The organism is Actinomycetota bacterium, from assembly GCA_030650795.1.
Lineage (GTDB): Bacteria > Actinomycetota > Actinomycetes > S36-B12 > S36-B12 > UBA11398.
The window spans coordinates 35,994-58,759 of record JAUSDJ010000023.1; the positions used below are offsets into that span (position 1 = coordinate 35,994).

The 22,766-nt window shown below is 58.4% G+C and carries 26 protein-coding genes and 1 pseudogene; 10 read left to right on the forward strand and 17 right to left on the reverse strand.

Translation table 11 applies throughout. The features are described from left to right. Positions 1 to 61 precede the first annotated feature (61 nt). Entirely contained in the window at positions 62 to 475 is a 414-nt protein-coding gene (locus Q7L55_06620) for a hypothetical protein (protein ID MDO8732229.1), read from the forward strand. 38 nt (positions 476 to 513) lie between these two features. Next, positions 514 to 930, forward strand: a complete 417-nt coding sequence (locus tag Q7L55_06625) for a GNAT family acetyltransferase (protein ID MDO8732230.1) — start codon at positions 514 to 516, stop codon at positions 928 to 930. Positions 931 to 968: 38 nt separating this feature from the next. Here the strand turns inward: Q7L55_06625 and Q7L55_06630 are convergent, their stop codons facing one another. The 6 genes from Q7L55_06630 to Q7L55_06655 form a co-directional block, all read right to left on the reverse strand. Continuing rightward, complete coding sequence (locus Q7L55_06630) at positions 969 to 1,916, reverse strand: cysteine synthase (protein MDO8732231.1); 948 nt, start codon at positions 1,914 to 1,916, stop codon at positions 969 to 971. Between the two features lie 11 nt (positions 1,917 to 1,927). After that, positions 1,928 to 2,200, reverse strand: coding sequence for a MoaD/ThiS family protein (locus Q7L55_06635; protein MDO8732232.1), 273 nt, complete (start codon positions 2,198 to 2,200; stop codon positions 1,928 to 1,930). 83 nt (positions 2,201 to 2,283) lie between these two features. Then, the gene (locus Q7L55_06640; GenBank protein ID MDO8732233.1) at positions 2,284 to 2,721 is read right to left on the reverse strand and encodes a M67 family metallopeptidase; all 438 of its coding nucleotides are present in this window, start codon (positions 2,719 to 2,721) and stop codon (positions 2,284 to 2,286) included. 10 nt (positions 2,722 to 2,731) lie between these two features. Continuing rightward, positions 2,732 to 3,277: a DUF2017 domain-containing protein gene (locus Q7L55_06645; protein ID MDO8732234.1), complete on the reverse strand. Its 546-nt coding sequence runs from the start codon at positions 3,275 to 3,277 to the stop codon at positions 2,732 to 2,734. Further along, a complete protein-coding gene (gene clpS, locus Q7L55_06650) occupies positions 3,277 to 3,561 on the reverse strand; it encodes an ATP-dependent Clp protease adapter ClpS (protein MDO8732235.1) in 285 nt (94 codons plus the stop codon). The genes Q7L55_06645 and clpS overlap by 1 nt, the downstream gene beginning before the upstream one ends. A 43-nt stretch (positions 3,562 to 3,604) precedes the next feature. Beyond that, the gene (locus Q7L55_06655; protein ID MDO8732236.1) at positions 3,605 to 5,473 is read right to left on the reverse strand and encodes a glycosyl hydrolase family 18 protein; all 1,869 of its coding nucleotides are present in this window, start codon (positions 5,471 to 5,473) and stop codon (positions 3,605 to 3,607) included. Between Q7L55_06655 and Q7L55_06660 the strand changes: the two genes are divergently transcribed. Next, positions 5,472 to 6,803: a D-alanyl-D-alanine carboxypeptidase gene (locus Q7L55_06660; GenBank protein ID MDO8732237.1), complete on the forward strand. Its 1,332-nt coding sequence runs from the start codon at positions 5,472 to 5,474 to the stop codon at positions 6,801 to 6,803. The two genes, Q7L55_06655 and Q7L55_06660, sit on opposite strands and share 2 nt — an antisense overlap. Position 6,804: 1 nt before the next feature. Here the strand turns inward: Q7L55_06660 and Q7L55_06665 are convergent, their stop codons facing one another. The 4 genes from Q7L55_06665 to Q7L55_06680 form a co-directional block, all read right to left on the reverse strand. Next, the gene (locus Q7L55_06665; protein MDO8732238.1) at positions 6,805 to 7,452 is read right to left on the reverse strand and encodes a helix-turn-helix domain-containing protein; all 648 of its coding nucleotides are present in this window, start codon (positions 7,450 to 7,452) and stop codon (positions 6,805 to 6,807) included. 51 nt (positions 7,453 to 7,503) lie between these two features. Next, entirely contained in the window at positions 7,504 to 8,091 is a 588-nt protein-coding gene (locus Q7L55_06670) for a DUF308 domain-containing protein (GenBank protein ID MDO8732239.1), read from the reverse strand. 122 nt (positions 8,092 to 8,213) lie between these two features. Beyond that, positions 8,214 to 9,134, reverse strand: coding sequence for a transporter substrate-binding domain-containing protein (locus Q7L55_06675; protein MDO8732240.1), 921 nt, complete (start codon positions 9,132 to 9,134; stop codon positions 8,214 to 8,216). Further along, positions 9,106 to 9,366, reverse strand: coding sequence for a DUF3039 domain-containing protein (locus Q7L55_06680; GenBank protein MDO8732241.1), 261 nt, complete (start codon positions 9,364 to 9,366; stop codon positions 9,106 to 9,108). The genes Q7L55_06675 and Q7L55_06680 overlap by 29 nt, the downstream gene beginning before the upstream one ends. A gap of 55 nt (positions 9,367 to 9,421) precedes the next feature. Between Q7L55_06680 and argF the strand changes: the two genes are divergently transcribed. Beyond that, positions 9,422 to 10,444 carry an ornithine carbamoyltransferase gene (gene argF, locus Q7L55_06685; protein ID MDO8732242.1) on the forward strand — a complete coding sequence of 341 codons (1,023 nt, stop codon included), beginning with the start codon at positions 9,422 to 9,424 and terminating at the stop codon, positions 10,442 to 10,444. Between the two features lie 15 nt (positions 10,445 to 10,459). Here the strand turns inward: argF and Q7L55_06690 are convergent, their stop codons facing one another. The 3 genes from Q7L55_06690 to Q7L55_06700 all read right to left on the reverse strand — a co-directional run bounded on the left by Q7L55_06690 (position 10,460) and on the right by Q7L55_06700 (position 14,139). Continuing rightward, a complete protein-coding gene (locus Q7L55_06690) occupies positions 10,460 to 12,286 on the reverse strand; it encodes a phosphoenolpyruvate carboxykinase (GTP) (protein ID MDO8732243.1) in 1,827 nt (608 codons plus the stop codon). Positions 12,287 to 12,394: 108 nt separating this feature from the next. After that, positions 12,395 to 12,994, reverse strand: coding sequence for a hypothetical protein (locus Q7L55_06695; protein ID MDO8732244.1), 600 nt, complete (start codon positions 12,992 to 12,994; stop codon positions 12,395 to 12,397). After that, a complete protein-coding gene (locus tag Q7L55_06700; GenBank protein ID MDO8732245.1) occupies positions 12,991 to 14,139 on the reverse strand; it encodes an aminotransferase class I/II-fold pyridoxal phosphate-dependent enzyme in 1,149 nt (382 codons plus the stop codon). The genes Q7L55_06695 and Q7L55_06700 overlap by 4 nt, the downstream gene beginning before the upstream one ends. A 107-nt stretch (positions 14,140 to 14,246) precedes the next feature. Here Q7L55_06700 and Q7L55_06705 point away from each other — a divergent pair, with 107 nt between their 5' ends. The 5 genes from Q7L55_06705 (at position 14,247) to Q7L55_06725 (ending at position 18,147) form a co-directional block, all read left to right on the forward strand. Beyond that, positions 14,247 to 14,927, forward strand: a complete 681-nt coding sequence (locus tag Q7L55_06705) for a tRNA (guanine(46)-N(7))-methyltransferase TrmB (protein MDO8732246.1) — start codon at positions 14,247 to 14,249, stop codon at positions 14,925 to 14,927. A 14-nt stretch (positions 14,928 to 14,941) separates the two neighbouring features. After that, entirely contained in the window at positions 14,942 to 15,889 is a 948-nt protein-coding gene (locus tag Q7L55_06710) for an aldo/keto reductase (protein ID MDO8732247.1), read from the forward strand. Positions 15,890 to 15,941: 52 nt separating this feature from the next. Next, positions 15,942 to 16,847, forward strand: coding sequence for an acyl-CoA thioesterase II (locus tag Q7L55_06715; protein ID MDO8732248.1), 906 nt, complete (start codon positions 15,942 to 15,944; stop codon positions 16,845 to 16,847). Between the two features lie 157 nt (positions 16,848 to 17,004). Beyond that, positions 17,005 to 17,346 carry an S-adenosylmethionine decarboxylase gene (locus tag Q7L55_06720; GenBank protein MDO8732249.1) on the forward strand — a complete coding sequence of 114 codons (342 nt, stop codon included), beginning with the start codon at positions 17,005 to 17,007 and terminating at the stop codon, positions 17,344 to 17,346. Between the two features lie 12 nt (positions 17,347 to 17,358). Continuing rightward, complete coding sequence (locus tag Q7L55_06725) at positions 17,359 to 18,147, forward strand: hypothetical protein (GenBank protein MDO8732250.1); 789 nt, start codon at positions 17,359 to 17,361, stop codon at positions 18,145 to 18,147. Here Q7L55_06725 and Q7L55_06730 read toward each other — a convergent pair. From Q7L55_06730 to Q7L55_06745, 4 genes and pseudogenes are all read right to left on the reverse strand, one after another. Next, entirely contained in the window at positions 18,128 to 20,353 is a 2,226-nt protein-coding gene (locus tag Q7L55_06730; GenBank protein ID MDO8732251.1) for a bifunctional diguanylate cyclase/phosphodiesterase, read from the reverse strand. The genes Q7L55_06725 and Q7L55_06730 overlap by 20 nt on opposite strands. Positions 20,354 to 20,466: 113 nt before the next feature. After that, positions 20,467 to 20,688 (reverse strand): hypothetical protein, encoded by a 222-nt coding sequence (locus tag Q7L55_06735; protein ID MDO8732252.1) that lies wholly within the window; start codon positions 20,686 to 20,688, stop codon positions 20,467 to 20,469. 48 nt (positions 20,689 to 20,736) lie between these two features. Further along, positions 20,737 to 21,138 (reverse strand): annotated as a pseudogene (locus Q7L55_06740) (arsenate reductase ArsC). Between the two features lie 26 nt (positions 21,139 to 21,164). Then, a complete protein-coding gene (locus Q7L55_06745; GenBank protein MDO8732253.1) occupies positions 21,165 to 21,902 on the reverse strand; it encodes a helix-turn-helix domain-containing protein in 738 nt (245 codons plus the stop codon). Positions 21,903 to 21,971: 69 nt separating this feature from the next. Here Q7L55_06745 and Q7L55_06750 point away from each other — a divergent pair, with 69 nt between their 5' ends. Beyond that, positions 21,972 to 22,673, forward strand: a complete 702-nt coding sequence (locus Q7L55_06750) for an aquaporin (protein ID MDO8732254.1) — start codon at positions 21,972 to 21,974, stop codon at positions 22,671 to 22,673. The last annotated feature ends 93 nt before the right edge of the window (positions 22,674 to 22,766 follow it).

Genomic DNA, 22,766 nt, shown 5'->3' on the forward strand with positions numbered 1-22,766 from the left:
TAGGCTGAACGTGGTCACATGCTCAGACCCCTTAGCTTGAGCGCCTTAACAAAGGGATCACATGCCTGCACCTGCCACCGTTCGTCGACCGATCGGCGTGATGATTGTTGCCCTTCTGACAGTCATCGCCGCACTTTGGAATCTGACCATCGGCTTCATCGCGATCATCTCCAGCATTGGGGACAACCCGACGATGGACGACGTCTACGGCGTCACGCACACTATCCCGACCTTTTCGCTGATCATGTACGGCGCGATGTCGATCTTCCTGGGCTTGATCTACTTCTGGCTGACCAAGATGACCTTGATCGGATCGGCAACCGCGCACACAATCATCAGCATTTTCATGGTAATCAATATCGTCTTCGGCTTCTTCCGCCTGCCTTACGGCTGGTTTGCAATCTTCATCAGCCTGTTGATCTTGCTCATGGTCAACACCAAGTCAGCTACCGCATGGTTCAAACAGAATCCGTGATCGCACAGTTGCAGGCAAGGCGTGGGTAGTGTTTTCCAATGGAAATTCGTCAATTTGAAAGCCATGATCGCGACGCCTTGATCGCACTTTGGGAAGCCTGTGAGTTGACCCGCCCTTGGAACAATCCTGGCCTAGACATCGATCGGAAGTTGTCGGATTCGCCATGGGGCCTTCTCGTGCTTGAAGCAGACAAGTCGATTGTCGGTTCAGTGATGGTCGGCTTTGACGGGCATCGCGGTTGGATCAACTACCTGGCGGCGGCCCCGAGCCACCGCCGACAAGGGATCGCATCGCAACTCATGACAGTTGCTGAAGAGCTTCTGCTGGCCCGAGGATGTCCAAAAGTGAATCTTCAAGTGCGTGATGGCAATGACGAAGCCATCCAGTTCTACGCGGCTCGCGGTTATGCCAACGATGGCGTGACGAGTTGGGGTTACCGTCTCATCCACGATTAACGACAACGCTCAGCAATGGTGAGGCAAGAATTGGTGTTCTAAGCCCAGAGCTGGCCGTCGATGGCCGCTTCGGCCTCGTCCAGAGTTCCTTCGTAGGCTCCTGTGGAGAGGTACTTCCAGCCGCCATCACACACGATGAAAGCGATATCAGCTTCTTGGCCTGCCTGTTCCGCCTTTGCAGCCACGCCGAGGGCGGCGTGCAGGATTGCACCGGTCGAGATGCCAGCAAAGATTCCTTCAACTTCGAGTAGTTCCCGGGTGCGGCGAAGCGCATCCATGGGTCCAACCGAGAATCGAGTCGACAGGACCGAGGCGTCATAGAGTTCAGGGATGAAGCCCTCTTCGAGATTGCGCAAGCCGTAGACAAGCTCGCCATAGCGGGGCTCTGCGGCGATGATCTGCACATCAGGCTTCTTCTCAAGGAAGTAGCGGCCAACGCCCATCAATGTGCCAGTAGTTCCCAGACCCGCAACAAAGTGAGTGATCGTTGGCAGATCCTCGAGCAGTTCTGGACCGGTCGTGTCGAAGTGCGCTTGCGCATTGGCCGGGTTGCCGTATTGGTAGAGCATCACCCAGTCTGGGTGCTCCGAAGCAAGTGCTTTGGCCATGCGTACTGCTTCATTGGAACCACCCGCAGCTGGCGAGGTGATGATCTGGGCGCCCCACATGGTGAGCAATTGCGTGCGTTCGATTGACGTGTTCTCCGGCATCACACAGATCAGCTTGTAGCCATGCTGCTTGGCAACCATCGCGAGCGAAATTCCGGTGTTGCCGGAAGTGGGCTCGAGCAGGGTCATCCCGGGCTTGATTCGCCCTTCGGCCTCCGCCTGGCGAATCATGTTGAGCGCCGCGCGGTCCTTGACCGAACCAGTGGGATTGCGATCCTCCAACTTGGCCCACAGCCGCACTGAAGGCGAGGGAGAAAGCCGTGGCAAGCCCACGAGCGGGGTGTGGCCTACCGAGTCAAGAAGGGAATCGAATCTCAAGGTCGTGAGTTTCAGCCGCCAGCTACGGCAGGCAGAATGGTGATGGCATCACGATCAGTGACGGCGGTGTCGAGCCCGTCCAGGAAGCGCACATCTTCGTCATTGAGATAGACGTTCACAAATCGACGCAGTCCGCTGGAATCAATGAGCCGCCCACCGATGCCTGGATAGTTCGCATCGAGGTTGGCGATGATCGCCTGGAGGGTCGGACCTTCAGCCGTAACGGCCTTCTCGCCACCCGTGAATTCACGAAGGATCGTCGGTACCCGTACTTCGGTGGCCACTGGTTCTCCTCAGCAAAAAGACGATAGTTTTCCGTTCAACCACAGAGTAAGGCGGGCTATTCCAGCTGACTACCTGAGATTTGTCAGCTGCCAAGGCTTTGCAGATCGTGGATTTCTATCGCTTCCTCGGTGACCTCGCCATTCACGATGCGAAAGGAGCGCAACTCATAGGGGCCTGCGTCGTTCCCAGTCTCCCTGGTGGAGACCAGCACGTAGTGCGCTCCAGGCTCTGAAGCAAGCGAGATATCTGTGCGCGAGGGGTAAGCCTCGGTTGCGGTGTGCGAGTGGTAGACGACGATCGGCTCCTCGTCATTGGCCTGCATGTCCTTGTACAACTGGAACAGATCCCCAGAGTCAAACTCGTAAAAGGTTGGCGATCGCGCAACGTTGACCATCGGGATGAAGCGTTCGGGGCGCTCAGATCCTTCTGGACCGGCGATGACACCACAGGCTTCGTCGGGGTGATCCGCGCGTGCATGCTCAAGGATCTGATCAACAAGATCCCGGCGAATTCGAAGCACGGTCCAAACCTTACGGGAGCATGATCTGGACCAGAGAGTCTTGCAAGAAGGTCAACCAGTCATATACCCCGACCATGGCCAGCCGCGGATCATCCTCCGGAAGGTCGGCGACCTCCTCATGAAAGTCATCATCGATTCCGATCCGCTCGCCAAGAGCCAGGCGAACATCGTTCATGAACCCGAGCCAGCTGGGCCCAAGCGAAAGAGGCAGGAGCACCTTCTCTCCCGCACGCTCGAGGCAATCCTGGACGGTCTGCGCGTGATTCTTTTTCGTTTGTCGCAGATCACGCTCGGTGAATCGACGAAAATCCGAGGAGGCTCCCAGATCCTCTTTGTATGCCTCGGGAAAGAGTCGTAGCAGGACAGGGTCCTCTGGCGTCAACGCGGCTTCGTCAATGCCAACGGCCACTGCAAGCGGATCGGCATCCGGATCGGCTTCCGCCGGTGAGACGAGTTCAATGATCTGATCGCATAAGGAGAGCATGAGCATCCGTTCAACTGGCTCAAGCCTCAGAAGAATTCGCCCGTTGGGCTCTAGTACAAAACCGCCTGGCACTAGTCGTCCTTCTGCAATGTGGCCCAAAGCCCGTAGCCATGCAACGCAGTGACATCTCGTTCCATGGATTCGCGAGTGCCATTTGATACGACTGCGCGTCCACGTTCATGCACGTCAAGCATGAGCTTCTCGGCCTTTTCGCGGTCGTAATGAAAGTAGGTCATGAACACGTACGTCACGTACGACATCAGATTGACGGGATCGTTCCACACAATGGTGATCCACGGGCGGTCTGGCTCAACCTGTTCTGCAGACTGCTCCACCTCGGCCGGTGCGATGGACATGCATGAAGTCTTGCGTACGACCTAAATCGCAGAACATCCAGTCTTAGTTGACACTCACGAAGAAGGGCTGAGAAGCACCAGCACCTAATTGACCGGTTGCTTCGGCGCTTGCACGATAGGTGTGCTCGCCCTTCTGCTTCGGCGCTATGAACGAAACCCTCGCAACGCCTGCAGCGTTGGTTGTTGCCTTACCAGCGCGGAACCACGAAGTACCACGCTGCTCCTGAATAACAATCCGTTGGCCGGCTTGGACTGGAAGCGAAACCACGCGAATCACGATCTTGGATTTGCGCGCTACCTGAGCCTTCTTCGGGTTAGCCCGAACCCAACTTGATACTTGGACCAGAGCCGCATCGCTCGCCTGTTCCCCTCGACCAGCCGCACCGGGTACGAACACGCGCCAGCGGCCAGCTGCAGTGAAGGTTGGGGTAAAAGCAACGGTGCCATCGGCCGCTAAGGGCGCTGTGGCGATCTGTACCCAGGCTCCCTTGCTCCCAGCTTGGAATTGCAATGCCGCGTCGACCCCGGTCACCGCTGCCCCTTGAGAAGTGGCCGTAGCAGTGATCGGCGCTGAACTGTTGAAATCAACCTGCGGCGGGGCAACGATGATCACGGCTGTTGTCGCAGGCGCCAATTGCTGGGCGTAGCTGCGTAAGAGCGGCCACATAGCCGGGTTGTCGCCGCCAATGGTCCAGAAGCCTGCTGCCGCAAGCCCAAACTGCCCTACCAATTGCGTACGGACCAGAGCAGCTTGCGGGCCGACCCACCACATCACACGCCTCGCGGTGCAGGTCTGCGCTATCCCGCTTGCGTCAGTCCAGGTGACCGGCTTGTCGTACTCGATCCAGTTCTCCGCTGACGCTTGATCCCATTGCACGTCGGCATCGGTCTTACCCAAGGAAGTCAGCAGAGCAGGGATTGCTTCTGCAGTGGTGGATGCCATGGACGTCAACGAGTTATAGGCGGTCTTCGAGCTGCCTGAGCTCGTTGATCTTGGACACACGCCGGTGAGCTGAAAGCTATTGCCCGTCTTCTTTGTCCACGATCTTCCGTATGCCGGAACACCAACAACAAGCTTGTTCGCCGGAGCCTGAGTCGTTGCGTATTGCATGGTTGTCGTCACCCAGCCAATAGGTGCAATCGGTCCTGGAGCGTTGTAGTGGAAGTCGTAAGTCATGATGCGAATGCGATCCGCTGCAGCGGAGATGCCGCCAATGTTGTAGACCCAGTAGCCGTTGTCGCCACCACATGCATTGTTCGTCGAGCAGGGTCCAGGGATCGTCACCGACAGCTGTTTGCCTTGCGCATGCAGTGCCGCACTGAGCTCATTGACAAAGGCCGTCCAATTCGGCTGCGTTGCCGCCCATGTGGTTCGTCCATCAGCAAAAGCGAACTGCTCGTAGTCAAGGTCGATGCCGTCTAAGCCGCGAGTTGTCACCAGATTCACAATGTCGGCGACATGTTGTGCTCGTGTTGCCGGATCCGCGAGCGTCGCAGCTACCCGCCCCTTGCCCGCGCCATCCGCAATGCTCGGCAATATCGGTAGGCCGACAGCTCGCAGTTGTGCAACTGCCCACGCGGAGTTCGCTTCGGCCTGCCCGAAATTCGGATTGAATACCACCTTGACACCCGCGGGGCCGCCGGCAATAGCGGAGAACCAGAAGGGCGAGACATCGGTCAATACATCAGCATTGGCAACCGCGTTCGTCACTCCTTGGGGTGCAGACGGACTCGTCATCCAATAAGGCAACCAGCCAGTCACGATCTTCGGGCTGCCCTGCGCCTGAGCGGCAGGCATCGCTAAACCAGTAGCCAAGAGCACGCATGCCATGACGGCCACGCGCGCGATTGCTACCACTCGTTGCACAGCAAACTCCAATGTCGAAATCGGTGAGACACCATTGTGCGTCATGGCTTCTCGAGCGCCGAATAGCCCGGATTCCCTCGTCGTGTCGCATGATGAACACATGCATCGCGCTCCTGGCACTCGGCCATCTCGATTCGGTCTTGCGACCATGACTGCGCTCCTCATAGCAGGAGCGGGAATAAGCGTTCCTTCAAATGCAGGTGCAGCGCCCAAAGAAGCGCAAACTCAAGGCGAGACACGCATCAACAGTCGAATTGCACAACGATTGCATAACAAGGCTCTCGGCAGCGACATTGCCTATGTAGTCATGGATGCTGAAACTCAGCGGATCGTTTCGTCACGTAGAGCTGATACGCCAATGCTTCCGGCGTCAAATATGAAGATTGTGACGGCCATCAATGCCCTTTCAACGATGGCTCCAACTCAAGCCTTTACGACCTCCGTCTTCAGTGGTGCTCAACCGGGTCACGTCATCTTGCAAGGAGGCGGAGATCCGCTGTTGACCTCTCGCAATCTGCGTACTCTTGCCGATCAAACTGCGGCCTTGGCCGATCACGCGCAAGCCGTCATCGTGGATACGGACGTGAATCTGCTGCCCAACGCCACCAATGCCCCCGGCTGGACCAATGGATACGTTCCCGCTGTTGTGACCCCCGTGAGCGCACTTGCGAAACTTGGTGACTACAGCAGAACCCCCGTGTTGCACGCCCGAGACAGCTTCATCCATGAATTACGCGCGCAGGGCCTAACGGTGACAACTGGCAGCGAAGTCGATGTTCCGGTAGGGGCCATACCTATTACCGCAATCAGCCCGCATACCTTGGCCGATGCTGTTCACCTGATGCTGCTTGATTCAGAGAACAACATCGCCGAATTGCTCTACCGCCATGTGGCGCTAGCTACGGGACATGCAGGCACTTGGCAGGGTGGCGAGCAAGCAGCTCTTGCAAATCTCGATGCACTAGGAGTGGATCGAAGGGCGCTCTCACTCGCCGACGGCAGCGGCGTCTCACGCAAGGATCGACTCACCGCCCTGACTCTCGCCTCCTTGTTGCGGCTCGCAAAGACGACCGACCCGGCGCGATTCGCAGTGATGTTTGATCCTGGATCGCTCCCGACCTCCGGCCTTGATGGAACTCTCAATGATCGTTACCAGCGATACAGCACGAAACCCAGTGCGTGCGCTCGCGGAGCAATCAGGGCCAAGACGGGAACCTTGTTCGACACGATTGCGCTTTCCGGCGTCACGAACGATGTCGAAGGACGAGCCAAGATCTTTTCTTTCCTCGTTAACGACCGACCTCAACGGTTCACCCCCGTGAAAACGCGGCAGGCAGTCGATGGCCTTGCCGCAACGATCACTGGTTGCTGGTAGGTCAGCGCAACGCGCGGGAGATCTCGCCAGCTGCTCGAGCAACGCGCGGACCGACTTCCTGCTCTGGGAGTTCACGCAAGGACACAACACCCACACTTGCCTCGAGTCCAGGCACTGAGCTAATGGGGGCCGCAATGCCATAGGCCCCCTGAGGCCCATCGTTTGTCGCCAGGATCCAGGGTGGGTCAAGTGGCCGGCCGGCAGCCGTGCGAGCAGCCAAGATGGCGCGGCCAGCTGCGCCAGCTTCAAGTGGATGACGCGAGCCAACGCGGTAGGCCACATGCACATCAGAACGGCTGGGCTCAACGACAACCGCCGCAACAGCTTCGAGCCCATCGACGATCGTGAGATGGGCTGTGGCACCAACAGCATCGGCGAGTAGGCGCAAGGCCGGTAATGCCACATCGCGCACTACCGGTTGTACTTGGCGTCCCATGGATAGCAGAGCAAGGCCAAGTCGACACTTGCCATCAGCCGATCTGCGCAGAAAGGCGTGCTGCTCAAGAGTCACTACGAGGCGATAGATCACCGTGCGGCCAATGCTCAGGGTTTGGGAGATCTCCGTAACGGTCAGACCATCGGGCGCATCTGCCACAACTTCGAGGATGCGCAAGCCACGGCCGAGAGTTTGGGAAGTTTCAGCAGCCATGGCACAAATGTAATGGCCCGCGGCAGAGCCGCGGGCCATTCACAAATCGCGCTAAGCAGCGGCCCTTTTCACCATGAATGCGCCCAGCACCTCAAACAGGCCAATCACAATCAGCCAGATTCCAACGACCCAAGCCAGAGCAACGATGGTCATCGGAACCGTCAACACAACAAAGCCACCAATGATGATGACAATTCCCGAGAAGATCTGCCAGCCGCGGCCAGCCTGACCCTTTCGCTCAATACCCATGAAGAGATCTGCAAAGCCACGCATCAGGAAACCCACGCCGATGAAGATGGCCAGAATCCAGCCCGCAAGCAGTGCACTGTTGGTCTCGAAGTATGAACGCAGGGCCTCGAGCCCAATGAGCAGTGACAACGCGCCGGTGATGAGCAGCAATGCACGCGTGACGCCACCAAGCCCCGAACTGAATCCTCGAACGAACTGCCAGAGTCCTGTGATGATCAACCAGATTGCGAAGAGCAGTGCAAGGGTCTTGATAGCAGTCTCTGGCTGGAACACACAAAAGGCTCCAACGACGATGCTGACAATTCCGACGAACAGCAGCATCCACCAGTTACGACTGACAACCGCGATCATCTCGCTGGCTTCAGCGGTTCCTGTATCCACCGTGGTCATACATCCTCCATATTTCTTTGCGAAATAGCGCCAAGAACGCCTACCGAAATCGTAGGGGCGGCAAGTGGAGGACACTCTCGTCCCACGCCCACATTTCTTTGGTATTCAAGCGATGGAGCCTGCTAATCGGTCTGAATCGTTCGATTCACCCCGTCTGCAAACCATCGCGCGCGCAAGTCATCGAGTTGTCCAGACTTTGTCATTTTGGCTAGGACTTCATCGACGCAGGTCAGCAGTGGATCGCCGGCGGGTAAGGCCACGCGATAGGTCAAGGCCTTCTTCGCTGGAGGAAACTGACCTACGACAACCAAGGGCTCACTCGAAGTCGCCAGGAAACTCGGTACCTCTTCAACAGGAACCACCATGCCGGTGATGTGGTGATCGCGTATCGCTGTCTTCAAGACGTTATTTGTCAGATACACAGTCGGGTCTATTCCGAGTTCACGAGGCACATAGGCCTGGCTGGACGATCCCAGGACCACACCAAGGGATGAGCCGGCAAGCTCTGAACTGGATTTCACTTTCGTGATCGGAGTGTCAGGGAGTGCCAACAGCACTTGAGTCTCAGTGAAATACGGTTCGGAGTAGATCAGGGCCTGGCTGGATCGTTGCTTTTCGAGTTGTGCAACTGCAATGTCGAAGTTCGGGCGCCCGTGGCGATCAAACACCCGGCCCAACTGACGCCACGCTATTTGGTTGACTTGAAAGCCCAAGCCCACCGCGATCTGATCTGCAACATCGACATCGAATCCGACCGGGCCGCGCAAAGCTCGAGGTGTGTAGTACGGCGGCTTGGGCAGTGCGTGTGCGATCGCAAGATGCGCGGCATCAAGAGTTGTGAGATTCGAAAATGAACATGACCCAATGCCCGGTGCCAAGCCGCTTGCCGCAATCGCAGTCGGCGTGAGCTCGGCTACCTGCGTGGAACCGCAAGCGGCCAGCCCTAGCCCAAGCATGAGCGTCAGGAAGGAAAGCCGCATGCCGGTGGAACGCGAACTGGCAGCGCGGCAAATATTAATCGCCACCGCGCGGTAGGGACTCATGAATTTTCTTGCATTCTGGGCAAATCGGAAATCGTGAAGGATCTCGTCCTGGAGTCCAGACTTTTCCGCACAAGGCTTTGATTGGCTCACCAGTGACGGCGCTCTCGACAATCTTGGCCTTCTCCACGTAGTGGGCGAATCGCTCGTGATCACCATCGTCGTTGCTCAGCCGGGTGTTCTCCTCAAGGAGCGTGTCGCCAGACAGGCTCGGGGAGTCCAGGGGCGTACTCATGGCCGGAAGTCTAAGCGGCCTTTGCCCACAGCATCGGCTGACCCGATTTATGGAGATGCGACTCCCAGCCGCTAGCGTTCGGCTGGTGACACTCCTGGATCGCGACTTCCTTCAAGAGTCAGACTTCACTGCAGCAGAACTGCAGGGATTGCTTGATCTTGCAGTCCAACTCAAAGCCGAGCGCAATTTCGGCAGTGAACGCCCGCGACTTACAGGCAAGCACCTCGCGCTCATCTTTGAGAAGACTTCCACGCGCACCAAACTCGCGTTCGAAATCGCGATGAAGGATCAGGGTGGGCACGTGTCAATCCTGGATCCAGCCAGTTCGCAGATCGGACATAAGGAGTCCATCGCTGACACGGCGCGAGTACTTGATCGTTGGTTTGACGGAATCGAGTACCGAGGTGCGGACCATTCCACGGTACTCGCGCTGGCTGAAGCGTCATCAGTGCCAGTGTTCAACGGCCTCACCGACCGCTGGCATCCCACGCAGATGCTCGCTGACTTCATGACGATGCAGGAGCACCACTCAAACGGCGGCCCCCTTCGCTATGCCTATGTCGGCGACGCGCGATACAACATGGGCAACTCACTCTTGGTCATGGGAGCGATCATGGGTGCCGACGTGCGCATCGTGGCACCACGCAGTCTGTGGCCAGATGCTGACGTACAAGAACTTGCTCAGACAAGAGCCGCCATCAGCGGTGCCAGCATCACTGTCACAGACAGTCCTGCCGAAGGCCTTTCCGGTGTCGATTTCGTGCACACCGACGTCTGGGTCTCGATGGGCGAGGAGAAAGACGTGTGGGTGCAGCGGGTCGATCTTCTGCGGCCGTATCGCGTTGATTCAAATCTGATGCAACTCACCAACAACCCCCGCGCAAAGTTCATGCACTGCCTGCCGGCCTACCACGATCAGAACACCAATGTTGGTCGCCAAATCGCGGACCAATTTGGATTGCTCGACGGAGTCGAAGTTACAGACGAAGTCTTCGAATCACCTGCGAGCATCGTCTTTGATCAAGCAGAAAATCGCATGCACTCAATCAAGGCCTTGCTCGTTTCGACTATGGCCTGAACTATTGCCCCCGGCTTATGCCTGATTCAGGCGCTCACGCAAACCCGCAAGTTCCAGATGAAGTGCTTCTGGAACCCGATCACCAAACTGCAAGTAGTACTCCTCAGTCAGGTCTGCCTCTGCTAGCCAGGTACTGGGATCAACGGCGAACAGATCAGCGAGCTTTTCAGCACTGATGTCGAGTCCGTCGACGTTGAGATCTCCTGCGGCAGGCACGAGACCGATAGGCGTGGTGTCCGCCTCCGCATCGCCATCCAGACGGCGCACGATCCACTCAAGTACGCGCGAGTTGTCGCCGTAGCCGGGCCACATGAACTTGCCATCGGAATCCTTGCGGAACCAGTTGACCGAGTAGATACGTGGGAGTTTGTCAGGAGTGGTGAAGGCGCCGACCTTGAGCCAGTGGCCCCAGTAATCCGCCATGTTGTAGCCGCAGAAGGGCAGCATGGCGAAGGGATCGCGACGCAATTGCCCCATGCCGCCCACGGCTGCAGCCGTCATCTCACTGGAGACCGTCGACCCGACGAAGACTCCGTGCTGCCAGTCAAAGGACTCGGTCACCAAAGGAACGTTGGTGGCTCGTCGCCCGCCGAAGAGTATGGCATCGATTGGCACACCTGCTGGGTCTTCCCAGTTCGGTGCGATCGATGGGCACTGGCTCGCCGGTGCGGCGAAACGAGCGTTGGGATGGCTGGACGGTTCATCTGACTCCGGAGTCCAGTCTTGGCCCTTCCAGTCAATGAGATGCGCCGGCGCTTCTGGTGTCAGGCCTTCCCACCAGATGTCGCCATCATCGGTGAGAGCGACGTTGGTGAAGATGCAGTTCGCTTCCAGGCTACGAACGGCGTTGGCATTGGTTTCCATGCCAGTGCCTGGAGCCACGCCAAAGAAGCCTGCCTCGGGATTGATGGCATGCAGGCGGCCATCATCGCCAAAGCGCATCCAGGCGATGTCGTCACCGACAGTCTCGACCTTCCAGCCCGGAATGGTGGGCTCGAGCATCGCGAGGTTGGTCTTGCCACAGGCCGACGGAAAGGCCGCGGAGATGTAGCGCACGCTGCCCTGCGGAGATGTGAGCTTGAGGATCAGCATGTGCTCTGCCAGCCAGCCTTCGTCGCGCGCCATTGCTGAAGCAATGCGCAGTGCAAAGCATTTCTTGCCAAGGAGTGCGTTGCCGCCGTAGCCGGATCCGTAGGACCAAATCTCACGAGTCTCTGGGTAATGCACGATGTACTTGGTGTCATTTGCCGGCCAAGAAACGTCCTCGCGCGCATTTCCATCAGCGTCGATCAATGGGTAGCCGACCGTGTGGATCGCAGGAACAAAATCGCCATGCTCACCAATGATGTCGAGCGCTGCCTTGCCCATGCGAGTCATGATGCGCATGCTCGCAACGACATAAGGCGAGTCAGAAATCTCAACGCCGAGTTGCGCGATGCGTGATCCCAAAGGACCCATCGAGAACGGGATGACGTACATCGTGCGACCACGCATGGAACCTGCGAAGAGTTCCGTCATCTTCTCTCGCATCTTCGTGGGGTCAGCCCAGTTGTTCGTCGGTCCGGCATCGATCTCACGTTGCGAACAGATGAAGGTGCGGTCCTCGACGCGAGCCACATCGCTTGGGCTCGAGCGAGCAAGGAAGGAGTTCGGGCGGATCTCGGGGTTCAGGCGGATGAAAGTGCCGGCGTCGACCATCTGCTGAGTGAGGCGATCCCATTCCTCCTGCGAGCCATCGCACCATGCAACGCGATCTGGCTGCGTGAGCGCGGCCATATCTTCGACCCACTCGAGCAATTGCTTATTTCGCGTAGGGGGATTCTCGAGACCGGGGACCGACATGAACACTCCTCATTGAGTAACCGAACTGGCCTAAGGATGCTCCACTTTTCAGCAGTGCACACACCCAAAAAGGGTTTCCAAGCGTGTCTTGTGACTAACTGCACAGGCTCAATTCGGCTTAGTCGCCACAAACGTGGGATCGCTCACGTTGGATCGCAGTGCTGCTTCGATCAGCTTGGCAAAACCCCGAGCGCCGCTGGGTCGCAAGTGCATCCCATCGGAGTACAGCCACCCGGGATGCTTGCTCGCCGCCAGGTGCCAATCCACGACAGTGACTTGATCCGCGTGCAGAGCGGCGCATTGATCCACGGCACGGTTGTTTGGCTTCTCCCACCGTCGAGGCACTTTGAAGTTCACCAAGAACACTTGCCGATCCGGACCCACGGCTTTCATGATGGAGCGGCAGATCTGCTTGGAGAAGATTCCATTGGTGCCGAGATGAATCACGATCCGGCGCTGCAGACCATCTCCTCGTTCGCGCAACAGGCCTGGCGCCGTAGTCGCCTGCCTGCTGACCTTGGCATCGACCTTCTGAACTCCAAGATTCTGCAAGGCGGCCCGTGCGCCCAGCATCACTGAATCGCCGAGAGCAAGGGTGCGGCCACTATCGGCGGTCGCCGGACTGGTGGTGAGCCCCGCCAACATGAGAGTGATCACGACCACGACTACGCCACGCAAGAAGCGACGAAATCCAGCCGAGGCCTTCATCTCAGGGCAGCTCCCATCCGTGTGACGATCTCAATGAGCAATTCCGGGGAGCACGCAAAGTTGAGTCTGACGAATCCAGCGCCACTGGGACCGAAGGTCGGCCCAGAATTGAGCGCGACTCGCGCATGCTCGAGAAAGTACGCGGCCGGATCCTTTCCCAAATCCAGCGGGCGACAGTCCAACCAAGCCAGGTAGGAAGCCATGGGCTTCTCGCAACGGACCAAGGGCAGATGCATCACCAGGAGTTCGCTGAGCAATTCAGCTTGTTTTCTCAAATGTTCAACCAGGGAATCCAACCACGGCTGTCCCTCGGTGTAGGCGACGATTGCCGCCAAGGCGCCGAGATGTCCAGCCCCATGCTGAGTCTCCAGCGGAATTTGGGTACGAAGGCGGGCAGTGAGCTCAGCGTCGTTCGTGACGATCTGAGCGCACTTCAAGCCGGCAATATTCCAAGCCTTCGATGCTGAAATCACTGAGACGGCCGGGCGATCACCGCTCACGGCCAAGTAGGGCCAGAACTCGACTCCGGGATGAGTCATAGGTGCATGGATCTCGTCTGCCACGACCATCACGCCATGCTCGGCTGCGAGCTGCGCTATGAACTCAAGATCGGCCCTGCTGAACACCAAGCCCGTCGGATTCTGCGGGCTGCACAGGAGGTAGGCCGTTACCTCTGGCCGGGAGAATTCACGAGCGAGTCCTGCTAAATCAAGCACGTGGCGGGCACCGTTCCAGACAAGTGGCACATCAACGACGGTTCGGTGCGCAACGTGAGCGACCGTGGTGAAGAACGGCGGATAGACGGGACTGTTGATGACCACAGCCTCGCCCGGCTGAGTCAAAGCGATGAGCGTCTGTCCGACTCCGGTCAGCACGTCTGCCACTGGGATGACGTTGGCTGGATCAACGAGCCAGCCCCAACGCGTAGCCCCAAATACGGAAAGAGCTTCGCCCACTGCCTGCGGCCACGCGTATCCGGTGTCAGATCGATCAATCGCGGCATGCAGAGCGGCAGCGATTGGCGGTGCCATCGCGAAATCCATCTCAGCAACCCAAGCCGGAATGACGTCGGGTCCAAAGGCTTGCCACTTGGCGCTACGGCGCAAGCGCAGTTGAGCCAACTCTTCGAAGGACAGTTCGGGCACACCCTGAGGATTGCATATGAAAGGTCGCGACTGAATCCCTCGCACGAGTGCCGCAGCCACAGTCGGAGATGTGCGAACCTTGCCCACAACAGTGAGGAACGACTTCCGTGACCGCGCATTCCCAGTATCCGCCGATCCGCACGTACAAACCGCGGCGTGGGCGCATCACCAACAGGCAGGTGCGCGGACTCACCACCCAAAGCCCGTATCTGCTCTCACCACACGCACTGATGGATCTTGACGCGCTCTTTGATGGGCGCCCAGTCGTGCTGGAGATTGGCTTTGGTACCGGAATCACGACGGCTCAAATGGCAGCCCAAGAACCCGAGATCGGACTGCTGGCTGTAGACGTGCACACGCCTGGGGTCGGTGATCTCGTCAGTCGAATACATGAAGAGGGTCTGACGAACATCAGAGTGATCTCTGGCGATGCCATCCACGTGCTCGAACACAATCTTGGACCCGGCTCCCTCGCCGGCGTTCGGAGTTTCTTCCCTGATCCTTGGCCAAAGATCAGGCATCAGAAACGTCGACTCGTGCAGGTCGGTCGAGCTCGTCTCATCGCCAATCGAGTTCGCGTCGGCGGAACCTGGGATCTCGCAACGGACTGGGCCCCCTACGCCGGGCACATAGAAGCGACCTTGGGAGCCTGTCCTGAATGGCGCGGAGGTCGAGTTGAACGTCCCCAGTGGCGACCCATCACGAAGTACGAATCCCTTGGCCTAGAGCAAGGCCGGCAGATTGCGGACTTTCGCTACGGACGAACCGATATCGCAGACACGCTGTAGCGATATGCGGCACGATGCAGTCCATGGCCAAACTTGCTGATACCGATCTCGACGTTTACCCGCTCTGCCTCGGAGGAAATGTCTTCAGTTGGACTGCGGATGAGGCAACTTCCTTTGACATCCTCGATGCGTACGCAGCCGCTGGCGGTAACTTCATCGACACTGCAGATTCCTACAACGGTTGGCTTCCTGGCTACGAAGGAGGCGAATCCGAGACGATCATCGGCAACTGGATGAAAGAACGCGGCAATCGCGACCAGATGGTGATTGCCACCAAGGTCGGAAGCCTGGCAGCCCGCAAGGGCCTTTCCGCTGAGAACATTCCCTTGGCTGCTGAGGATTCGCTTCGACGTCTCCAGACTGATCACATTGATCTCTACTACTCACATCAGGATGACCGTGAGACTCCGCAAGCCGAGACCTTGGGAGCCTATGACGCGCTCGTGAAGGCTGGCAAGGTTCGCGTCCTCGGCGCATCGAACTTCGACTCGGCCCGCCTGCAGGAGGCCTTGGACATCAGCGAGGCGAACGGCTTCGCCAAGTACCGGGTGCTGCAGAACAACTACAACCTCATGAACCGCTCGGAGTATGAGGATGGCGTTCGTCAGGTGGTGGCCAAGGCCGGTATGGCTCATGCCCCGTACTTCGGTCTGGCAAGCGGCTTCCTCACAGGCAAGTACCGCCCAGGTGCCGAACGCATCGACAGCCCTCGCGCCCGCGGAGCTTCCAAGATGCTCGACGACCGCGGGCTCGCGGTGCTGGCGGCCATGGATTCGGTAGCGGCCAATCACAATGTGCCGCTGTCGGCCGTGGCTCTTGCGTGGCTGCTCGCACAGCCGACCATTGCTGCCCCCATTGCCAGCGCCCGCAATCTGGAGCAGTTGGCCGAGTTGATCCCCATGGCGACCCTGACTCTTTCCGACGCCGAGCTCGCAGAACTGACGAAGGCTTCCGAGGTCTGATCGCCTTCTGAGCGTGCTCATCAAGGCCTGCAATGCTCACTAGGATTGACCTGTGACTGTGGCGCCCGCACCCCGAGATCTGACCCAACCGGTCCCGGTCGTGAACGCTGACTTCACCAATCGCCTGATGCTGCGACGCATCGATCGCGACATCTTCACCGGACATAGTCGGGTTGGCGGGGCACTGCGCACTTACGGCGGCCAAGTTGCAGCGCAGTCCGTCATGGCCGCCGGCATGACGGTCGACGATCCTGAGCGCAGGGTGCACTCATTGCATGGTTACTTCCTGCGCCCGGGCAAAAGCGAAGACCGCATTACCTATCTCGTGGAGAGAGTGCGCGAGGGTGGCTCCTTCTCTTCGAGAATCGTGCGCGCAGTGCAGAACGGCGAAACCATCTTCCTGATGACCGCGTCGTTCTCCACGATCGATCCTGGCCCAGAGCACCAATTCGAGATGCCGTCGGCTCCCCCGCCTGAGGAGGGGTCACCCGAAACCATGATGGGCATGGGCCAGAAGAACGGACGCGATCCGCGGACTGACGATCAGGAGTCCTCGCGCAAATGGATCGACCTGCGGCAGTTCGATCAGGACAAGGCCGTGGAGATGAAGGACGGTCGGTACGAGCGGATGGCCTGGGTGCGCATCCGGCAAGAACTCCCTGATGATCCATTGATTCAGGCGTGCGCGCTGACGTACCTGTCCGACCTCACCATGGTGCCCACTGCTCTGAGTCCGAACATCCATCTCCAAGAGCAACTGCAGATGGCCTCGATCGACCACGCCATGTGGTTCCACGCACCGATCAGGACAGACCAATGGCTGCTGTTCGCCCAGGACACTCCTGTTGCCCGCGGCGGTCATGGGCTGGCCCGTGGGCTCTTCTATGAGCCTGATGGCACCCTCATTGCATCGGTCGTACAAGAAGGTCTGATCAGGGGACCTCGCAAGAAGTCTTGATCGAGTCAGACCACTGGAAGTCGCTCACGTCACAGGGATAGGGTGAAGAAACTTCAGATCGTGAACTCGCCCCTGCAACGGAGGTTGGCTTCACGATATGAGGAATTTGGCGTTACCTTAGGCCCCTATGAATGCCAAAACGTCGCCGGAGCTAGCCATGGCAGATCTCGCACCTGAGATCCACCGGCAGCGGATGGTGATTGAGGGGCTCGTGGTTTCGCCCATCACCGCCCCAGAAATCGAGCAGTACCTCACTGAACTGTCTGAGGTGCTGAACATGGTTGCCCTGATCAAGCCCGTCACTCATCGCTCAGACATGTACGGATGGGCTGGCTGGATTCATTGGGAAACTTCCGGCGCGCACTTCTACGCATGGGAGCAGCCCCGGCTGTTCTTCAGCGTGGACATCTACACCTGCAAATACTTCACGCCGCAGGCCGCAGTTGACTTCACCCAGCAGAAATTACGACCGCTTCAGATCGCATTTCGCGAATACTAAGGAGAACCCGCTATGAGTCCCATCGCAACGATCTCGAATATTGCTGATCACGGCGCCAAGGTGCGCCGCCAGTCATGGACCTTGCATGTGGATCCGGTGGGTGATCTCTACAAGTCTGCCTTGGATTGCGAGCAGGCAGTGTTCCTGCAGGCCTACGGCAACACCATTGATGAGCTCAATAATGAGTACGGACCGTACGACGACTCTTCCTTCCTCATCAGCGTGACTGATGAGAGCGGCTACACCGTCGGCGTGTGCCGCATCATCACACCTGGCGTGATGGGCACGAAGACTCTCAATGATATCAACGCCTCGCCATGGTTTGCCGAGAGTGCGCGCCTTGCTCGCGCCTGCGGCATTGCCCCTGACAAGACTTGGGACATCGCGACCTTGGGCGTGCGCGCTGAGTACCGCACGCAGGCGCCGATGGTGACCATGGCGCTTCTCCACGCAATGGTTGCCACTACCCGTGCGAATGCCATCCCAGCCGTGACCGCCATGCTCGACGAGCGCGCACGCCGCTTCCTGTCATTCATGGACGTGCACTTCTCGACCTTCCCAGGCGTAGAAGCGGGCGAGTACTTGGGCTCTGCTGCCACTCGTCCGGTCTACATGGACATCGTGAAGATGCTGTCGGCGAACCGCACGGCCAACCCCATCACCTACCGCACCCTGACCCTGGGAGAAGGACTTGAAGGAATGACCCTGCCGTCACGCGAGAGCCTGCGCGTGCGCACTCCTCAGCAGCGCGCCGCTGCTCGCCAAGACGTGGTTGCCGAACTCAGCCTGGTTGCAGGGTAGTTGTCATAAGCCAACTCGCCACATGCTCCTGGGGCAGAGCTGGCGAGTAGTGGAAGCCCTGCAGTAGATCCGCACCCATGCTTACCATCAGCGCTGCGCTCTGCGCATTTTCAACGCCTTCGGCCACCACTTTCAGGCCAAGCGCATGCGCCATTGCAATGGTGGATTCAACGATGAGCCTGCTGCGCTGATCCGTGAGGCATGGCACCACAAGTGAGCGATCGAGCTTGATCTCGTGGATCGGCAGGTCTCGTAGATACGACAGTGACGAGAATCCCGTGCCGAAGTCGTCAATGGAAATGCGCAGACCCCGGAAATGCGCCTCCGTGATGACTGCATGCGCCCGATCTGGGTCAGCCATGAACGACTCTTCAGTCACTTCGAGCGTGATCGCCTCTGCAGGCACGCTGGAGTCTTCGAGAATTGCGTACATCTCGGGCAAAATCCTGCGGCTCAGCATTTCCTGCGGAGCGATATTGATGGCGATTCCCATGTCAATGCCCTGGCTGCGCCAATCCTCGTAGTCGGCCAGGCATTGACGAAAGATGTAGGTCGTGAGATCGGCCATGAGTCCAGTACGGCGAGCCACTCCCAGAAAAGCCTGCGGTGCAAGCAGCCCATGCTCTGGATGGCGCCAGCGAACGAGCGCTTCAACGCCCTTGTTCTCCCAAGTCGTAACATCGACCTTGGGCTGATACCAAACCTCGAGTTGATGCTCGCGCAGGCTTCTGCGCAGTTCCTCGCCCATGCGCAGTCGCTGGCGGGAGAACTCATCCTTCTCAGAGTCGTAGAACTCGGTGGTGCTTCGGACGAGCTTGGCCTGATACATGGCAATGTCTGCGCGACGGAAAAGGTCGATCGCATTGGAGTCGGTCACCTCCTGCAAGGTGATACCCACCGAAGCACTCAAGGTGAGATCAACGCCGTCGACGTGGACGACATCCATCAGTGCCTCGTGCACCAGATTTGCCGTTTCCAATAGCTCAAGCGCATCCGACGACGGGCTGATTATTGCGAATTCATCGCCACCCATCCGGGCGACGGTGCAAGTGGACTTCACTGCGTTGCGCATGCGCCACGAAGCCTCAATGAGCAACTGATCACCTGCGGCATGCCCGAGGGTGTCGTTGACATCCTTGAACCCATCGAGGTCCAACAGCATCAGTCCCAACTTGCCGCGCTTGGTGATCGAGTCATCGATGATCTGCTTGACCGCACGTCTGTTCGGCAAATCAGTGAGGTCATCGGTGAGCGCCAGGCGGAAGGCCTCAGTCGTGGCTTGCGAATCGCGCAGGGCTGTGACCAGACGAGCACCCGCCGCAAAGGTGGTGATGGTGGCGGTGACCGCGAGTGCCTGACCAGTGGCGCCATCTGGCCTCACCGCGAGCAGGGTAACAGCGCCAGCGAAACTGAAGACCACCAAGGACCAGTGCAACGAGAGATCCGTGCGCGTCCGGTGCTTGGTCGGACGGACACCAACCTCGATGAGCAGTATTGCCCACAGGCCCCAGAGCACGTCCAGTATCACCGGGAAGTCATAGGCGTTGCCTTCGACATTGGTGACGAGGGTCGAGTCGGCCGCGAGCAGCGCGACAAAGGACAAGATGAGTGCTCCGGTGCGCCAAGACCAAGCGCGAGCGCCCAGCAGCGCTTGCGCCAGCACCAACATCAGGAGTGCGACATCCAGGATCGGGAACAGCAGAGCCACGATCACTGGGATGTTGTCGGGCACGCTGCGCCCGAGAGGAGACATCAAGAAGACGCCGGCAATACTGGCCATGCCGCCGCAGACGATGGCTGCGTCAAGCCATGAGTTCACGCTGCGCGCGAGGCGGGACTGGGCATCGAGCACCAAGAAGGCGGCAAGCGCAAGGTAGGAGGCGAGGAAGAAAGTCTCACTCGGCGAGGGGAAGGACATCGCATCTGGCTCGGCGCTGGCGCTGACCAGAGAGGATCCGGTCGACCAGAGAATGAGGGCCATCAGCAAAGCGAAGAGCGGCTTTCTGCGCGAGGCCATGAGGATCATGGCCAGGACGAGTTCGATGACAATGAGGCCGAAGAAGATTGACGTGATCGGCAGAAGCACCTGAGGTGAAATCTCGTTGTGACCAAGGAGCACCGCTCCCAAGGCCGCCCCGAGGGCGGTCCAGCAGGTGATGCGCACGCCAACTTCAACACGCTCAAGTTGCATACGTGGAAGTTTCACTGGTCACCTCCTCCTGAACCGATAGCGAAATCCTACTGACGCTCAGAGACCATCACGCCATTTATCGTCGGACATTTGGTGCAGCGCAGTGCGGCATGATGACTGTTAGCGCATCAAGAACGAAGGAGCGGCATGGCTGAAGCCCGTATCCGCAGCAATTCGCGTTGGAGTTTGGCCTCAACAAACTCCGCTTTCAGTATCGGCTCAAAGAACTCATTTATGAGCATCGGCTCGATCAATTCGGCCTTCTCAGTGGGCTCTATCGGTTCCTTCGCCTCATTTGCTTCGGTTGGATCGTTCTTCAGCGTGCTCTCGATTATGTCCGCGGCCTCCACGCTCAGCGTGGCCTCGTGGAAACACCGTCCGGGATTTCTGCATCGAGCTCAGGCAACTGGGACGCCCAAGCTCTCAAGCAGTCCTTGAACTCGATCTCGAATCTCATCGCGAATCGGGCGCACTGAATCAACCCCTAGTCCGTTTGGGTCCTCAAGCACCCAGTCCTCATAGCGCTTGCCCGCAAAGAACGGGCAGGCATCTCCACAGCCCATCGTGACGACTACGTCTGCCGCACGCACGACCTCGTCGGTCCAAGGCTTGGGAAATTCGCCACTGATATCAATACCGACCTCGCGCATCGCTGCAATCGCAGCGGGGTTGACCTCCTTGCCCGGCTCCGATCCGCCTGACCAAGCCACAGCGCGATCCCCCGCGAGCTCACGGAAGTAGCCAAGCGCCATCTGCGATCGTCCGGCGTTGTGAGTGCAGAGAAACAGCACAGTCGGACGATGACTCACGAGTTGTGAATCGTCCACTACGAACTCCTTGTTCGTCGGGTTCGAGTTCGTGACTGCACAATTCGGGGAGCAAGACAAATAACCCGCGCCTGTAATTCAGCAACTGCCGAATCGAAGGCCTTTTCGGTTCCCACTCGCGCTGGGTCGGGAATTGACCAGTGAATACGGGGATTCGCCATATGCACGAGCTCTTCATTCACTGCATCGCACACAGAGACGACAAGATCGTCTTTACGCAGGACTTCGTCGATTGAGTGAGGCTTGGCACTGAACACAGACAGTCCCTTGCGTCGCGCAGCAGAGAGAGTCTTGGGGTTGATGCGAGCAGCAGGGTGCGTCCCGGCCGAAGCTGAGGGAATCTCACTCACCGTTTGCCAGATTGCATCTGCGAGGATCGAACGAGCCGAGTTCTCTGTGCAGACAAACACCACTCGCCGTGCGCGAATTCCTCCATCCCCAGGAAGCAGGCCCGCGAAAGATTCGATCTTCAACTGCACGTAGGTGCGACGACGATCGGCCTGCGAATGAACTCGTGCAACAACCCCGGCCTCCTGTAGCACTTTGAGGTGATGCGACAGCAGATTCCCTGCGACGCCAAGGCAGTCAGCCAACTGATCTGGCGAGAGATCTTGCAGTTGCAGCAAATCAGCGATGGCAAGGCGGATCGGATCGCCCAAGGCATTGAGCACTCGCGCCCTCTCCACCGTCGAATCAAGGGCTGTGGAGGACTCTGGCTTAATTGCTTCAACTTTCATTGAGTCAATGCTTGTTGATATACATTGCTCTGTCAACTACCTTGTCGCACACCATCAAGAGGAGGTCCGGTGAAGTTCGCCATCTGGCGTCGAGTCGCCGCTGAGTTGCTGGGGACCGCGATTCTCGTAGCGACAGTCGTTGGCTCAGGAATCATGGGGACGAACCTCTCCCAGGACCTTGCGGTTGTTCTGCTCATCAACGCGATCTCGACAGTGCTCGTCCTAGGAGTGTTGATCTGGGTGCTCGGGCCAATCTCTGGTGCTCACTTCAATCCAGCGGTGACCGGAATCGAACTCCTTCGACGTGAGATGAGGGCCATTGAGGCCGGCTGTTACGTCGCTGCGCAGGTTTCCGGTGCATTGATCGGCGTCGCAATCGCCAACATCATGTTCGAACTCCCAGCCTGGAATGCCTCAAGTCACGTGCGCACGGGTTGGCCAATATGGATTGGTGAGATCGTCGCCACAGCCGGATTGCTCCTCGTCATTGGCGCATTGACACGTACGGGTCGCGGGCATCTTGGCGCATTGCTCGTGCCCGCTTGGATCGGTGCTGCGTATTTCTTCACATCCTCCACCTCGTTCGCCAATCCGGCTGTGACCATTGGGCGCAGCGCAACAGATTCGTTCTCTGGGATCGCTCCAGCAAGCGTCCCAATGTTCGTTTTCATGCAGATCATCGGAGCACTCGTCGGCGCTGGTCTCACTGAAGTGCTGTATCCCAGACATGGACCAGCCGAGCCCCTGGATCTTCCCGATCGGGTGCACTGAAAGCTCAATGTGGATCAGACGTATTCGTGCTTGCGCAGCCAACGAGTTGAGACCGAACCCCAGATTGGCGGCAATTGACGAGCAGTCGTTGAC

What these genes read in the sequence shown, in the direction of transcription:
- Q7L55_06620 (MDO8732229.1), top strand. Translation starts at nt 62, where the DNA reads ATGCCTGCACCTGCCACCGTTCGTCGACCGATCGGCGTGATGATTGTT.
- Q7L55_06625 (MDO8732230.1), top strand. Translation starts at nt 514, where the DNA reads ATGGAAATTCGTCAATTTGAAAGCCATGATCGCGACGCCTTGATCGCA.
- clpS (MDO8732235.1), bottom strand. Translation starts at nt 3,561, where the DNA reads ATGTCCATCGCACCGGCCGAGGTGGAGCAGTCTGCAGAACAGGTTGAG.
- Q7L55_06660 (MDO8732237.1), top strand. Translation starts at nt 5,472, where the DNA reads ATGGCTTCTCGAGCGCCGAATAGCCCGGATTCCCTCGTCGTGTCGCAT.
- Q7L55_06655 (MDO8732236.1), bottom strand. Translation starts at nt 5,473, where the DNA reads ATGACGCACAATGGTGTCTCACCGATTTCGACATTGGAGTTTGCTGTG.
- Q7L55_06665 (MDO8732238.1), bottom strand. Translation starts at nt 7,452, where the DNA reads ATGGCTGCTGAAACTTCCCAAACTCTCGGCCGTGGCTTGCGCATCCTC.
- Q7L55_06670 (MDO8732239.1), bottom strand. Translation starts at nt 8,091, where the DNA reads ATGACCACGGTGGATACAGGAACCGCTGAAGCCAGCGAGATGATCGCG.
- Q7L55_06675 (MDO8732240.1), bottom strand. Translation starts at nt 9,134, where the DNA reads ATGAGTCCCTACCGCGCGGTGGCGATTAATATTTGCCGCGCTGCCAGT.
- Q7L55_06680 (MDO8732241.1), bottom strand. Translation starts at nt 9,366, where the DNA reads ATGAGTACGCCCCTGGACTCCCCGAGCCTGTCTGGCGACACGCTCCTT.
- argF (MDO8732242.1), top strand. Translation starts at nt 9,422, where the DNA reads ATGCGACTCCCAGCCGCTAGCGTTCGGCTGGTGACACTCCTGGATCGC.
- Q7L55_06690 (MDO8732243.1), bottom strand. Translation starts at nt 12,286, where the DNA reads ATGTCGGTCCCCGGTCTCGAGAATCCCCCTACGCGAAATAAGCAATTG.
- Q7L55_06695 (MDO8732244.1), bottom strand. Translation starts at nt 12,994, where the DNA reads ATGAAGGCCTCGGCTGGATTTCGTCGCTTCTTGCGTGGCGTAGTCGTG.
- Q7L55_06710 (MDO8732247.1), top strand. Translation starts at nt 14,942, where the DNA reads ATGCAGTCCATGGCCAAACTTGCTGATACCGATCTCGACGTTTACCCG.
- Q7L55_06720 (MDO8732249.1), top strand. Translation starts at nt 17,005, where the DNA reads ATGGCAGATCTCGCACCTGAGATCCACCGGCAGCGGATGGTGATTGAG.
- Q7L55_06725 (MDO8732250.1), top strand. Translation starts at nt 17,359, where the DNA reads ATGAGTCCCATCGCAACGATCTCGAATATTGCTGATCACGGCGCCAAG.
- Q7L55_06745 (MDO8732253.1), bottom strand. Translation starts at nt 21,902, where the DNA reads ATGAAAGTTGAAGCAATTAAGCCAGAGTCCTCCACAGCCCTTGATTCG.